The organism is Chitinophaga pinensis DSM 2588, from assembly GCF_000024005.1.
In the GTDB taxonomy this organism is placed as follows: Bacteria; Bacteroidota; Bacteroidia; order Chitinophagales; family Chitinophagaceae; genus Chitinophaga; species Chitinophaga pinensis.
Genome location: NC_013132.1, coordinates 8,421,019 through 8,436,769, shown reverse-complemented (window position 1 = coordinate 8,436,769; position 15,751 = coordinate 8,421,019). Strand labels below are relative to the sequence as shown.

Here is a 15,751-nt window from a genome sequence, read left to right as displayed (position 1 = left end):
TGATTAGAAGGTAGCGTTCAGGGTCAGACCGTAGTTACGGGTTGCTGGCGGCATGAAGATATCCACACCGGACAGGCCGTTAGCCGTTGACATTGTCAGCTCAGGATCGAATGGTGCTTTCTTGGAGAAGTACAGCAGGTTACGACCTGTCAGAGACAATTTCATCGCTCTGATGAAACTTGTGCCTTTTACAGGAATCGTATAACCCAGCGCAACTTCACGCAGACGTACAGTTGTCGCACTATAAATGTATTCACCGGAAGCCGCCTCACGACCACCTACAGAGGAATACCATTTCTGTGCATCTACCATAGAAACAGCATTGCCGTTAGGGTCAACACCGTTCACTGCTACACCACCTGCATCTCTTGCGTCGCCGGTTGCTTTGGATACGCCATACTGGTCCATCACGGACTGTGTGATAGACATTACCTTACCACCAAATTTGCCATCGATCAGGAAAGACAGGGTGAAGTCTTTGTACTCCAGGTTGTTGTTCCATCCAAGCTGCCACCTGGTATTGGAGTTACCCAGATATACGAAGTCACCACCCTGTTTGATTGGATTGCCATTTGCATCGATCATCACACGGCCCTGTGCATCACGCTGTAATACGGTACCGTAGATGTCGCCGAAGGAGCCACCTACTTTGAACTTGGATACATAGTTGGATCCGGATGCGCCGCTCAGTGTAAATTCTGGTGCGTTAGGAGCCAGTTCTTTGATCCTGTTCTGGTTGGTAGCAAAGTTGAGACCTGTATTCCATTTGAGTTTGCCGTCACGGAGTACGTCATAGCGTACTACTGCTTCCACACCCTGGTTTTGAATGTTACCGGCATTGATGAAGAAGTTATCATAGAAAGAACCCTGAGGAGCTCTGATCTGTAATGTCTGGTTTTTAGTGTTTGTTTTGTAGTAAGTAACATCAGCACTCAGTCTGTTGTCAAAGAAACGCCATTCAGTACCAAACTCCAGTGAGTTCGTCTTTTCAGGTTTCAGATCAGTGAATGGTGCGGATGGGTTGATGCTGAAGCCACCACCTGCGCTGAATGTGTATACAGCAGGATTAGACTGGTAAGCCAGCGGAGAGTTACCTACCTGTGCAAAGGAACCACGTACTTTCGCGAAGCTGATGAATTCAGGCAGTTTCGCTACGGAGCTCAGGATCACGTTCAGACCTACGGAAGGGTAGAAATAAGAACCTGATGGTGTGAATGCCAGATTAGAAGCCCAGTCATTACGTGCAGTCAGGTCTAAATATGCCCAGTCTTTATAAGAGATGTTGGCACTACCGAATACAGACTGTACCTGGCTATGGTTTTCCTGCAGGGTACCTGTATTCAGTGGGTTGATTGCTTTGAAGTTCTGCAGCACGAAGATGTTCGGGATGTTCAGACCTTCCTGACCAGAGTTGTATTTATCACCTTTGGTGATGACGTCTCTGATGCTACCACCCAGTACGCCCGTGATACGGATTTTGTCTCCGATCGGGATGTTGAAGTTAGCGAGCACGTCGCCATACTGCTGGCTGGTAGTGGTGTTGCTATAGATATACACACCATTTGCAGGAGACAGTGTAGTTACGGTACCTGCATATACTTTCTGATCGTATACGTCATTGATACGGTCGATGCTTCCACGGCCCTGGATATTCAGCCATTTGTTCACTTCATATTTCAGGCTTGCATTCAGCAATAAACGGTTACGATCCAGAGAGTTCTGGTTACGGTTTACGATCCACCATGGGTTCTGCTGAATGTCTTCATTGAACGCCCAGTTCTGTGTCATCAGGCGTCTTGCCGGGTCAAATACTTCGAAACCATTTTTATATGGTGCGAGATCTTTACCGCGAGGGAAAAGATAGAGACCTGTCAGCGGATTGAAATAGAAACCACTCAGCGGTGTGTTGTCTATTGTCTGTGTGATATAGTTTACATCTGCTTCAGCAGTCAGTTTATCATTCAGGAAATGCCCTGTTTCTTTGAAGCTGATATTGTTACGGGACAGTTTATTCTTAGGCTCAATACCTTTTGCGGAGGTGTTTGCATAAGAAAAATATGTCTGCATCTTATCAGTACCACCGGAGAGGCTGATAGAGTTGGTCAGGTTATTACCTGTCTGGAAGAAGGAACCGAGGTTGTCCTGTGCGCCACCTGCCAGTTTGCTACCCCAGCTTTGTGTGCTGGTAGCGGTAGACTGACCGTAGCTGTTCTGGAATTCAGGTTTGTAGGCAACGGTATTCAGTGTCAGACTGGAAGAGAAGTTTACAATGGTACGACCGGCTTTACCACTTTTTGTGGTTACCAGTACCACACCGTTTGCACCCTGGCTACCATAGAGGGCAGCTGCGGATGCACCTTTCAGTACGGATACGCTTTCGATATCGTCCGGGTTCAGGTTGGAGATCGGGTCGCCACCATCGTAGGAACTGCTACCACCATAAGAGCTGTTAGGCTGGGAGGTGAGGGAGTTGTTCATTGGCACCCCATCGATCACGTATAATGCCTGGTTGCTACCGAGACCGGATTTAGCACCACGCAGGATCACTTTTGCAGAACCACCCACACCGGAAGAGCTGGAAGAGATATTCAGACCGGCTACTTTACCGTTCAGGGTGTTCATCAGGTTTGGATCTTTTGCTTTGGTCAGCTCCACACCGCTCACCTGCTGGGTAGCATAGGTGATAGACTTTTCAGATCTTTTCAGACCCAGCGCTGTTACCACGACTGTGTTCAGTTGTTTGTTAGACTCCTGCAATACAATCTGCAGGGAGGTCTGTGTACCTACCGGTACTTCTTTTTTGTCATAACCAACATAGTTGAACACCAGTACGTCTGTGCTTTCTACCTGGATGGAGAAGTGACCTTTTGCATCGGTCAGTACGCCACGGGTAGTCCCTTTTACCTGTATCGCAACATTCGGCAAAGGCTGGCCCGCACCATCCACCACAGTACCTTCCACCTGAGCAGCAGGTTGTTCAGCCGTGACAGCTGCTTCTTTCCGGGCTGCTCTGGGACGGATGACAATGATCTTGTCGGTGATAGTATAAGAAAGCGGCTTGTTTTTCAGGCAGTTGTCTAATACAGCTGCAATGCTGGCCCCTTTTAAGTTAATATCTATAGTACCTGTACCGTTCAGCATTTTCTCATCGTATACAAACTCGTAGCCGGTCTGTTTACTGATGCTGTTGAAGATGTCATAAAGGGCGAGGTGTTTGCCTGTAATGGTAACAGATTGTGAATACGACCTGGCGCTCAGATTGAGTGAAAATACCAGGGTCAGAATAGCAGTTAATTTCATAACTAACAATAATTTTCTATGCAAGAAGCCTCCCTTCGGAAAGGCCTTGCAGGTCTCGCGTAGTTCCATACTTTTGTGTTCTTGGCTTAATAATCGATTTTCAAAAACGTTAAGGAAATTGGTAGCCAATTTGTACCGGGTTCCGATGGCAGTCGGAATCCGGTTTTTTCTACCGGGAATTGACAGACGTTAATTTCTTACGTGGTCATAACTGGAAAAAAATTTTAGTTTTTACATAATGCGGTCCCCTTCTCTGAGAAGGCTTTACCGTTGTCCCCAGGGTCGTACGGTTACATTGTTTCCGCTGACCTCAAATTGTACCCTTTGAGTTGCTTCCAGCGCGGTCAGTAAGTTGCCGGCTTCCTCTCTCCGGGATAGTACCCCTGTCAGGTCGATATCAGACACATCTCCCTGGTAGCTCACCTGGATGTCATACCAGCGCGACAGCTGTCGCATAATGGTTCGGATATTCGTATTCCTGAAGCGGAACTTGCCTTCTTTCCAGGCAAGTGTCTGTTCCATATCAGCCGGAGAGACCACAAAATGATCGTCTTTGGCTGACAGGCTGGCCTGAAGGCCTGGTTTCAGTAAGCTGGCATCGTTGCCGTGTTTTAATTGCACGGCGCCTTCAACCAGGGTTGTTTTCACGGCCTGTTCGTCCTGATAGGCCATTATATTGAAACTGGTGCCCAAAACGTTCACCTGTACCTCATTCACTTTCACATGGAAAGGCTTGTCGGCCTGCTGCATGATCTCGAAGTATGCTTCGCCGGTAATTTCCACTGTCCGGTCATTACCCGTGAAGGCCGTCGGGAACCTGATACTGCTGGCGGCATTCAGCCATACGCGGCTACCATCGGCAAGTGTCAGCTGGTATTGTCCGCCATGTGGCGTTACGACGGTGTTATACATCACTTTTTCTCCTGTGGCGCCTCCGTTGTAACTAAGTCTGCCGTTGGTATTGGTGATCTGCGTATTCCCCTGTTGCGCCAAAGCCCCGTTTTTTGCACTGTCCAGCGGTATAACTGTACCATCGGCCAGGGTCAGCATGGCTTTGTTAGACCCGGGCAATAGTGGCTTCTGTTTTACGGCAACTACCGGAGTTACCTGTTTGTCCGTCCGGGATATATAATATACCCCGGTGGCGATCAGCCCCGCTACCACAGCCGCAGCTAAGGAGCGATATACCAGTCTTCTTCTTTTTACCACCCGCAGATGCCGGCGTTCCGCCATCCCATCGCTGAAAATACCTTCCAGCATTGCAGCAGCCTGGCCCTCATCCCACCCCATATCGGGCGTTTCGCCGTATAATGTGTCCATTATATCAGCTTTGATGGCGGCAGTATAGGCGTCATCCTGCACGGCCTGCATTAATTGCAGGTGTTCTTCCGGGGTAATCTCACGACGTTTATACTTTTCTAGCAATCGCTTTATCTCAGGTATTGTCATAAACGATAGTTTGGCACTGGGTTGATAGATATAAAGACGATCGTCAAAATCGAAAGGAGTATTCCGTTAGAAATTTTTTTTATTACTGGTTTTCAGTAGGTTGTGGAAAAGTGGGGTTTTATTTTCAGGACATTACCGGGAAAAGGGGAAGAAGGTCAGATATGGAGCTGCTGTTTCACAAAACTTCTGACTGTTTGTACGGCTAGTTGCATCTGTTTCTTGACAGTATGAATGGAAATGTTCATTTTATGGGAGATCTCTTCATTACTCAGTCCCTCTTTACGGGCGATATATACCTTTTTACGTTCAGGGGGAAGGCTGGATACCGCTTTGTTCAAAAGGTGATCGTACTGGTGTTGCTGGAGGCGGTGGTCGGTATCTGCAATGGCTGCAGGTTGTAACTGGATGAAGCTGTCCAGTGCTTTCAGGAGATTAGCCTGTTTTTTGAAATTGTCATATATATGATTACGGGTAAGAATGAAGAGATAACCGGTGAGGTCTTCCACATCGGACATAGTTTCCCTTTTCAGCCATATTTTCAGAAAAACCTCCTGTACGACCTCCCGGGCCGGTGTGGTGTCTTTCAGATAAAGCATGGCTACATTGAACACTTGTTTACTATAATGATTAAATACAAGTGTATATGCAGACTCGTCACCCCTGGCAATCTGCCGTAATAATTCCTGCTCCTCTGGTAAGGATGAATATGACAATTTCCTATCGTTTGAATGCTGCGGTAAAAGTAGGAACAAAAAATGATATCGAAACTGTCCGATGTGATGAACGTTTTGGCAGAATAGCGGTTTTCGATTGACTATTTGCGGATATATTATCTAATAGTTTTATTTGTCTGGTCTGGTCCCTGGTGCTTACTGGTCTATTGCTGTGAAGTGCATTAGTGGACTGGTTATGAATTGGTTAGCGGTTTTTCTGAGACTGAAAATGGCCTCTTTGGCAGAGAATACCGGCCGATGTATACAACCTGGGTAGTCAATTATTATATTGTGCTTCAAACTGGAAATTATATTATGAGAAAGGTCTTAACATTGTTATTACTGGCAGCAGCTGCCACTTTACCCGCAGCCGCCCAAAAAACGTCCGGTAATCCTATCATGCAGGGATGGTACGCTGATCCTGAAGCAGTTATATGGGGTAAAGAGTATTGGGTATATCCTACATTTTCAGACAAATATGAGAAACAGGTGTTTTTTGATGCCTTTTCTTCCCGGGACCTGATTAAATGGACTAAACATCCACACATTCTGGATACGGCAGCCGTAAAATGGGCAAAAAAGGCGATGTGGGCGCCGGCTATCGTAAAGAAAGACAGCAAATACTACTTCTTCTTTGCCGCCAATGATATCCAGAGTGATAACGAAGAAGGTGGTATCGGTGTAGCAGTAGCTGATAAACCAGGAGGTCCTTATAAAGACCATATCGGTAAACCACTGATTGACAAATTCCATAATAAGGCACAACCGATCGACCAATTCGTTTTTCATGACAAAGACGGACAATACTATATTATATATGGTGGATGGCGTCATTGTAACATCGCAAAACTGAACAACGACTTTAAAGGATTCACGCCTTTTGAAGACGGTAATACCTTTAAGGAAATAACGCCTGCCGGTTATGTGGAAGGACCATTTATGTTCATACGCAATGGTAAATATTATTTCATGTGGTCAGAAGGTGGCTGGGGTGGCCCGGAATATTCCGTTGCCTATGCTATCGCTGATTCTCCGGTAGGTCCTTTCAAACGTATTGGTAAGATCCTGCAACAGGATACATCCGTAGCTACCAGCGCAGGTCACCATTCTGTAGTAAACGTACCGGGAACAGACCGTTGGTATATTATCTACCACAGACGTCCGCTGACAGAAACTGCTGCTAACAACCGCGTCGTATGTATTGATGAAATGCATTTTGACGAGAATGGATTAATCGTTCCTGTGAAGATCACAAAAGAGGGCGTTAAAGCAGATAAACTGAAATAAAGTGTCACATTTACAGGCTATACGGTCTGTTGAATAAGTGTATAAAAGACGCTGTCATCTGAAGGGGTGACGGCGTCTTTTTTTGACAAAATAGTATTGTAATCGTTTACCTTGAAATCCCCTGTCAATCAATAGCTAAAACGGTTTACATACAACCAATAAGTGTTAAAATAGTATTTGGTGATGCGCGCAAATGGTTATAATTATGTACAACGCAATTGCTATTGTACAGAATGTTAAAATTAAGTACATTCATTGTGTTAAATAATAGTGAACAAAAGAGAGTGAACAACGAACGTGAACTACGAGAAAGCGTAAGCGGTATTTTGGTTATGAAATTCGCGGTTTGACAACCGTCCATGTATAGAAACTTGTCATTTATCGATTTTTTGGAACAAACAGTAACAATGAATTGTATTACTCGTAAGAGTATAGCGCGACTTTGGATCAATAAACTATTGAACAGCTAACTATTTGAACTTTTTTTCTTTCTGCAATCAAATCAAAAAAAACAAAATCAGATTTGCAAACGGGAAGTTAGAACAATGAACAATAATTTAATCATCTCAAATTTCTACTGAGTTTACAGCTATCTGCCTGCTATGTAAGGCACCAATAATGTGTTTCAAAGATAATAAGTGTCTTTTTAACATAGTGGGTAGATAGTATTGTGAAAAACATAAGCGAGACCAAAATTCAGCAACAATGAAAGTGTAAACATTGCTATGAACTAGCATAAGGGGGAAGTATTTTTTTCGACAACCAAATTTTTAACTGACCGAACAATGAAAGGAAACAATGTCGCACGGCGACCAGCTCTTCTATGCCCACAAGTGTCTGTCACTTGTTTATTCTCTAACCAAAAACTAAATCGATAATGAGACATCTACATTTGCTGTTTGTTGCGATGCTTCTTTCCACGGTAGCATTGGCTCAGACAAGGCAGTTGCAGGGAACTGTCAAAGATTCTAAATCCGGTGCTCCGCTGGGTTCTGTAAGTATTAAGGTGCAGGGGAAAAATATCTTTGCAATCACGGGTGCTGATGGCGCATTCACATTGAAGAATGCACCCGAAGGAGAAATTACACTTGAAACATCACTGATAGGTTATACTTCAAAGGGAATTAAAGTTGCAGCTGGTCAGACTTCCGTTGACCTGAGCATGGAAGAATCTTCTTCTCAGTTAGGTGAAGTAACTGTAACCGCTTTGGGTATTTCCAAAGAATCCAAAAAACTCGGTTACTCTGTCACCAAAGTGGATGGTGCTTCTCTCACACAGGCGCGTGAAACCAACGTTGCTTACTCTCTCGGTGGCCGTGTGGCTGGTTTGAGTGTAAGTGGTACAAACGGTGGTCCCGGTTCTTCTGCCCGGGTACTGTTAAGAGGTATGGCAAGCTTTGGCGCCAGCAGCCCGCTCTATGTTATCAACGGTGTGCCGATGGATAATTCACAAAGAGGTGCAGCAGGTGAGTGGGGCGGTTCTGATAATGGTGATGGTATCTCTAACATCAACCCTGATGATATCGAAAGTATGACTGTACTGAAAGGTGCTTCTGCATCTGCATTGTATGGTACCCGTGCTACAAATGGTGTGATTCTCATTACTACCAAGAGTGGTAAGAAAGGTACGATGCAGGTGGAATATAACATGAACTACACACTGGATAAAGCGATCGACTTTACAGAGTTTCAATATGAATATGGTCAGGGGCAGCACGGTGTAAAACCTGCTAACGCAACTGACGCATTGGCCAGTACCCGTTTAAGCTGGGGTTCAAAACTGGACGGCACCATGACGCCGCAGTTCAATGGTAACTCGTACGCTTATTCCGCTGTAGATGATAATATCAGCCGTTTCTACAGAACAGGTCCGACCTTTACCAATACAATCGCCGTATCCAGCGGTGGTGAAAAAGGTACCTTCCGCGTGTCTGCTTCCAGCATGGACAATCACTCTGTGTTGAGGAGCAGTGGTCTGAAACGTAAAACCTTCAACCTGAACCTGGATCAGAACCTGACCAGCAAACTCAAAGTGAGTGCTATGGTAAACTATATCGATGACCGCTCACAGAACCGTCCTCAGTTGAGTGATGGTCCGCTGAATGCGAACAACGGTATTTTCCTGGCTACAAACATTAATGAAGATCTGCTGAAGCCAGGTTTTAATCCTGACAACAACGGCCGTGAGATTGTATGGACGGATGATAACTATGTTACAAACCCATGGTTTGTCGTAAATCAGTATATCAATAACATCGACAGAAGACGTTGGATCTCTGCACTGACTGTCCGTTACGATTTCTTTGACTTCTTATATGCTCAGGGTCGTGTGGGTTATGATAATATCAACGACCGCAAATTTAAGGTAACTCCATGGGGAACGGCTTATTCCACAAGTACACTGCCTAATGGTACAACCGTAAGCGGTGATCTGGATCTGCGTAATGAACAGTCAACGGAGTTCAACGCGGATGGTCTGATCGGTTTCAAAAAGAACATCGTGGAAGACCTGCAGGTAGACCTGGCTGTCGGTGGTAACCTTCGTAAGAGAACCTGGGAAATGGTAGGCGTAGCTGGTAACCAGTATATCATACCTTATGTATATTCTTACAGTAACGTTACCAATTTCAGCAGGAACTACGACTATGAATCCAGAGAATCACAGTCTGCCTATTACACTGCGGACTTCTCCTATAAAGGATTCCTGACTATCGGAACAACTGGTCGTTATGATGTGTATTCTACTCTGCCTTCTGATAACAGAAGCATTTTTGTACCCTCTGTATCAGGTAGCTTTATTTTCTCTGAGCTGCTGAACATTCCTAAGATGACTTATGGTAAGTTACGTGCCTCTTATGCGAATGCGAGTGGTGAGCCGGTGGATGCCTACATCACCAAATCTTACTACAATGTGGGAAGTACCATTGGTGGCGTCAGCACTGGTGATTTTTCTTCTACACTGCCTAACCTGTTCCTGAAACCATTTACATTGAAAGAAGCGGAAGTTGGTCTGGAACTGAAATTCTTCAATAACAGACTGGGGGTTGATCTCGCTTACTTCCACCGTAAGACGAAGAACGAAATCATCCAGGGTACCATCTCTCCGGCAACTGGTTATGAAAAAGCTTATTTCCCGACCGGTTCTACCCAGAACACTGGTTTTGAAGCACAGATCAATGGTACAATCGTATCCAGCTCCAGTTTCACCTGGAATGCTTCTGTGAACGGTACTTATATCAAGAACAAGATCCTGGATATTTATGGCGACAACAGCAGCAGTACGATCCTGACACTGGGTACCTACCGTCCGCTGAACGCAAATACGGCCCTCGTAAAAGGTTTAGCTGGTCCGCAGATCCTGGCGTATGATTTCAAACGCAATGACAAAGGTGAAGTACTGCTGGATAATTCCGGTCTGCCGATCAATGATGGTGTGCTGCGTCCAATGGGTAGCGTACTGCCTAAGTTCTTCGGTGGTATCAATAACGATTTCTCCTTTAAAGGCTTCAACCTGTCATTCCTGATCGATGGTAAGTTTGGTGCGAAGATCCTGTCTGCCACAAAAGACTATGCGGTATTCCGTGGTCTGGATAAATCAACCCTGGCAGGCAGAGAATCAGGTATCGTAGTGGATGGTATCATTGAAAGCACAGGACAGAAAAATACAACGAACGTAGATGCGCAGTCCTATTACCAGGCATATGCGAATAAGATCTCCAAAAACAGCGTACTGGATGCGGACTTCATAAAACTGCGCCAGTTAACATTTGGTTATACCCTGGGTAGCAAGGTAATGGGTAAAACACCATTCGAATCTATCGGTATATCACTGGTAGCACGTAATCTGCTTACCCTCATGCGCAAGTCTGACAACATAGACCCAGAATCCGGATTTTCTTCACTCATCAACTACGCAGGTATCGAAGGTACCAGTTTACCAAGTACCCGTACCTATGGTGTGAATGTGAACGTAAAATTTAAAAAATAATGAACATGAAAAAAGGTCTGCTATATATAACACTGGGTCTGACACTGTTCTCGACAGGTTGTACCCATGACTTTGATGAGATTAACTCTGACCCTGTTGCTGTGGATGGTTCCAAATACAATGCGAACCTGCTGTTGGCCAAATCTCAGTATCAGTATGCAAATACAGGATATGCACAATTGCTGTTCCAGAGTATGTGGGCGCAATTGCTGTCTTCTACTTATAACTATTATAGTAATGGGGATAAGTATGTGGCATCATCCGGTATCATTGGTTATCAGAACCAGTTATGGAATGATGATTACAAGGGCGCCAGTTTTGCCTATGAAATGGTAACACTGGCCAAAGACAAGGGACTGACCAACCTGGCAAGCGCCGGTACGATCATGAAAATACTGCTTATACAGCATATTACGGATTGTTATGGTGATGTGCCTTACACAGAGGCGCTGCAAGGCAAGACAGGATCATTTACACCGACTTATGATACACAGGAGTCTATCTATACGTCTATGCTGTCAGAACTGGAAACCGCTATCAATGCGTTTGATCCGGCGGCTGACAAGCTGACTTCAGATCTGTTTTACGGTGGAGACATCGCTAAATGGAAACGGTTTGGGTACTCGCTGATGCTGCGTTCTGCGATGCGTATTGTAAAGGCCAATCCTACACTGGCCCGTCAGTATGCTGAAAAAGCGGCAGCAGGTGGTACGTTTGCCGGTATCTCTGATAACGCGGTTTGTCCTACAGATAACTCTACCGGTAATGGTAATGGTACAAGCAGCGCCCTGCTGGTAGTAGAAGATTACCGGGAAGTAAAATGGTCTAAACCACTGATTGATTATCTGAAAGCCCACAATGACCCTCGTTTGAATGTTGCTTCCGAGATACCTCCGGTAGGTCTGAAGGATGGTACAAACAGTGCACTGGCTGGTAATAAAGATCCTAATGTGCAGGTAGGCATGCCGAATGGCTATGACCTGGCAGGTGGTACGACAGACGTGACCAAAAGGTCTGATTATCCTGGCAGTACCGGTACAGGAAACGATGTCTATCCATTGGGGAAATATTCCCGTCCGACTACCGCTGTTTATCTCGGTCGTAGTGCACCTGAGTTTGTACTGACTTATGCTGAAACAGAATTGTTGCTGGCGGAAGCGGCTGTACGTGGATGGACAGTAACAGGTTCCGCAGCTACACACTATTCCAATGGCGTGTCTGCAGCTTTACAGTCACTGGCTACTTTTAGTTCTGCTGCGGCTATTTCTGCCGCTACAGCAGATGCCTATGCGACTGCGCATCCGCTTGATGTAAGTTCTACCGCTGCATCAATGAAACAGATCAATGAACAATACTGGGCCACAAATGGTTTATTATTTAACTTCATTGAAGCCTGGACTAACTGGAGAAGATCAGGTTATCCTGTTCTGACTCCGGTTAACTACATAGGTAACTTCACCGGTGGTACTATACCAAGGAGAATTGCTTATCAGTCAACCGAAGGCTCAACCAATCCGGTTAACTATGCAGCTGCCGTAGGCCGCCTGCAGGGTGGTGATACCTACACTGCAAGGATATGGTGGGATGCACAGTAATATAACTATTGAACTTATGCTAATGCGACCCTCAGTGGTCGCATTAGCTTTTATCCTACATACCGCCCTCAGCAAAAAATTACCCGAATGATAAGCTATTCCACAGCAATACACCAATGCAGTCCACGCTCCGCAGTCAGACCAGGTATTTTTCTTACACTGTTACTCACACTCCGTGTTTCAGCCGCCATTGCTCAGCAGCCTTTGTTTCAGCAGTTACCAGTAAAAACTACCAACATTAAATTCAGCAATACATTGAATGAAACCGAAAAGTTCAATGTGCTGGCATATGAATACTTCTATAATGGGGGAGGTGTTGCTGTTGGCGATATCAATAACGATGGTTTACAGGATCTGTTCTTTACTGCCAATATGGGACCTGATAAGCTTTACCTGAACAAAGGCAATATGGTCTTTTCAGATATTACCCGCAATGCTGCCAAAGACCTGGAAGGCAGACCTGAAGGATGGAAAACAGGGGTGACCATGGCAGATGTGAATGGGGACGGATTACTGGATATTTATGTTTGTTATTCCGGTAAAAAGAGCGATGAACTACGCAGAAACCAGCTGTTTATTAACCTGGGGAACGCGAAATTCGCAGAGAAAGCCAAAGAATATGGGCTCGATGATCCCGGCTATAGTACGAACGCCGTCTTCTTTGACTATGATAATGATGGCGATCTTGACATGTTTCTGTTGAATCATAATGTGATCAAGATCGATAATATGGAGTTTGCCAGGTACAAAAATGAAACAGATCCCCTGGCAGGTAATAAGCTATACCGCAACGATAATAACCACTTTACGGAAGTCAGTAAACAGGCGGGTATCATACAAAACCCACTGACTTTCGGATTGGGGGTAGCTATTGCTGACATCAACCAGGATGGCTGGCAGGACATTTATGTCACCAACGATTACAATGAACGCGATTACCTCTATATAAATAAACACGACGGCACCTTTGCAGAAGATGCTACCAACTGTTTCAGTCACCTGTCTCACTTTTCTATGGGTGTTGACATTGCTGACTTTAACAATGACGCACTGCCGGATGTCATGACCCTGGATATGTTGCCGGAAGATAACCAGCGACAGAAGTTGTTACAGCTGCAGGAGAATTATGAGTCTTTTGAACTGATGATTTCCCAGGATCTGTATAAGCAGTACATGCGTAATATGCTGCAACTGAATAATGGGGATGGGACTTTCAGTGAAATAGGACAACTGGCCGGTGTGTCGAATACAGACTGGAGCTGGTGCCCCCTGATAGCAGACCTGGACAATGACGGGTATAAGGATATTCTTGTCACCAATGGTTATCTCAGAGATTATACCAATAAGGATTTCCTGCGCTACTGGGGTGACTATAAAGTAAAGAAGGCGATTGACAGAGAGCCTGTTCTCCTGATGGACCTGGTATCGGCAATGCCCTCAACTTCTTTGCAGAATTATGTGTTCCGTAATAATAAAGACCTCACCTTTTCCAATATGCAGCAAAAATGGGGATTTGATGCCGGTGGGATTTCCAGTGGCGCTGTCTATGCTGATCTGGATAATGATGGTGATCTTGATCTGGTGATCAATAAGATCAATGAACCGGCTGCGGTGTATCAGAATATGAGCCGTGAACAGGGCAAGGCCGCTGCTTATCTTTCCCTGCAACTGAAAGGGGCGGGTATGAATACGGTTGCCGTAGGCGCCAAAGTATATGTATACAATAAGGGAAATATCCAGTATCAGGAAGTCAATCCTAACCGTGGTTATCTTTCTGCGGTCTCTACCCGTTTGCTGTTTGGATTGGGGGATAACACACAGGTGGATTCTGTACGGATCATCTGGCCTGATAACAAGGTACAGCGCCTGACAAATGTAGCTGCCAATCAATTGCTGACAGTTGCTTATGCGCCGGATGCAAGTTTACCCGCATCACATAAGACAATGCCCGGCTGGTTCCGTAACGCGGACAGTCTCTTTACTTATAGGCACAGCGATATTTCTGAGAATGACTTCAAGCGTCAGTTGCTGATGATGTTCATGTACTCCAGGACAGGTCCCGTGTTTGAAAAGGCGGATGTAAATAAAGATGGTCTTGAAGACCTGTACATCGCGGGAGATCATGAACAGGCTGCTGCCATTTACCTGCAGAAAGCAGGTGGTGGTTTTACGCAGGGTACTAAAATCGTGTCAGGAACGGAGGTGGCTTCCCAGGTAGCGGCCGCCGCCTTTTTTGATGCAAATGGTGACGGGGCTCCTGATCTTTACGTAGCAAAAGGCGGTTATAGCCTTTTTGAGCCCAATACGCCGGCTTTACAGGACGAGTTATACCTGAACAATGGGAAAGGCAATTTTATGCTCTCTAAAGGCGCATTACCGGATGTCAGTGCGAGCAGTAAATCCTGTGTGCGTCCATGTGATTTTGACATTGACGGAGATATGGACCTGTTTGTAGGAGGAAGGGTGATTCCCGGCAAGTATCCGGTGCCACCGACGTCGTATCTGCTGGTCAATAATGGCAAAGGCCAGTTTACCCTTGCCAATGTTCCTTTTGCCAATAGTGGTATGATCACGGATGCGCGCTGGACAGACATTGACGGGGATGGCCGTAAAGACCTGGTCATGTGTGGCGAGTTTATGCCGCTGATGGTTTTTCTCAATAAAACAGGTGGTTTTCAGGATGCTACTGCCCTGTACTTTGAACAGTCAGAAGGAGGTTGCTGGTTTGGGCTGACACTGGCAGATGTAGATGGAGACGGCCATGAAGATATCATTGCGGGCAATATGGGGGAGAATACGCAGCTGCACGCGTCTGCAAAACAACCTGCAGAATTGTATTACGCTGATTTCGATAAGAATGGTTCCATAGATCCTTTCCTGAATTTCTATATTGAAGGTGTCAGCTATCCGTTTGTGAGCCGGGATGAGTTGAATGATCAGATTTATCCGATGCGCCGTAAGTTCTCTTCGTACCGGCATTATTCCAATGCAAACATGAAGGATATTTTTTCTGCGGAAGAGCTGAGTCAGGCGGGTAAGTTAACAGCTACTGACACAAAGACCCGCTGTTTCTTATACCGCAATGGTAAGTTTGTTACTACTCCATTGCCTGTTGAAGCGCAATTCTCTGTGGTATCGAAGATATTGGCGGCTGACTATGACAAAGACGGTAAGATGGACCTCTTGTTGCTGGGCAACCATAGCGATAATCGTCTCAAACTGGGAAGTTTTGACGCCGGTTATGGTTGTCTGCTGAAAGGAGATGGAAAGGGTGGTTTTACATATGTTTCGCAGACGCAGTCCGGCTTGTGTGTAAAAGGAGATGTGAAATCTGCTGCTGTGGTGAATATTGGCAGCAATCCTTATATCATGATCGGTATCAACAATAAAGGAATAACCCTGTTTAAAGTCAACTAAGC

General features: G+C 45.4%; 7 protein-coding genes. 4 read left to right on the top strand and 3 right to left on the bottom strand.

The window, feature by feature from the left end; translation table 11 throughout:
• Nucleotides 1-3: 3 nt before the first annotated feature.
• The 3 genes from CPIN_RS33335 to CPIN_RS33325 all read right to left on the bottom strand — a co-directional run bounded on the left by CPIN_RS33335 (nt 4) and on the right by CPIN_RS33325 (nt 5,462).
• The gene (locus tag CPIN_RS33335) at nt 4-3,300 is read right to left on the bottom strand and encodes a SusC/RagA family TonB-linked outer membrane protein (protein ID WP_012794297.1); all 3,297 of its coding nucleotides are present in this window, start codon (nt 3,298-3,300) and stop codon (nt 4-6) included.
• A 264-nt stretch (nt 3,301-3,564) separates the two neighbouring features.
• Nucleotides 3,565-4,749 carry a FecR family protein gene (locus CPIN_RS33330; protein ID WP_012794296.1) on the bottom strand — a complete coding sequence of 395 codons (1,185 nt, stop codon included), beginning with the start codon at nt 4,747-4,749 and terminating at the stop codon, nt 3,565-3,567.
• A 155-nt stretch (nt 4,750-4,904) separates the two neighbouring features.
• Nucleotides 4,905-5,462: an RNA polymerase sigma factor gene (locus CPIN_RS33325; RefSeq protein ID WP_044220304.1), complete on the bottom strand. Its 558-nt coding sequence runs from the start codon at nt 5,460-5,462 to the stop codon at nt 4,905-4,907.
• Between the two features lie 315 nt (nt 5,463-5,777).
• On the opposite strand from CPIN_RS33325, the gene CPIN_RS33320 reads away from it, so the two are divergent.
• From CPIN_RS33320 to CPIN_RS33305, 4 genes are all read left to right on the top strand, one after another.
• Nucleotides 5,778-6,749 carry a glycoside hydrolase family 43 protein gene (locus CPIN_RS33320; protein ID WP_012794294.1) on the top strand — a complete coding sequence of 324 codons (972 nt, stop codon included), beginning with the start codon at nt 5,778-5,780 and terminating at the stop codon, nt 6,747-6,749.
• A gap of 877 nt (nt 6,750-7,626) precedes the next feature.
• Nucleotides 7,627-10,737, top strand: a complete 3,111-nt coding sequence (locus CPIN_RS33315) for a SusC/RagA family TonB-linked outer membrane protein (RefSeq protein WP_012794293.1) — start codon at nt 7,627-7,629, stop codon at nt 10,735-10,737.
• A gap of 5 nt (nt 10,738-10,742) precedes the next feature.
• A complete protein-coding gene (locus CPIN_RS33310; RefSeq protein ID WP_012794292.1) occupies nt 10,743-12,332 on the top strand; it encodes a SusD/RagB family nutrient-binding outer membrane lipoprotein in 1,590 nt (529 codons plus the stop codon).
• A gap of 87 nt (nt 12,333-12,419) precedes the next feature.
• Nucleotides 12,420-15,749, top strand: a complete 3,330-nt coding sequence (locus CPIN_RS33305) for a VCBS repeat-containing protein (RefSeq protein WP_012794291.1) — start codon at nt 12,420-12,422, stop codon at nt 15,747-15,749.
• Nucleotides 15,750-15,751: the final 2 nt, after the last annotated feature.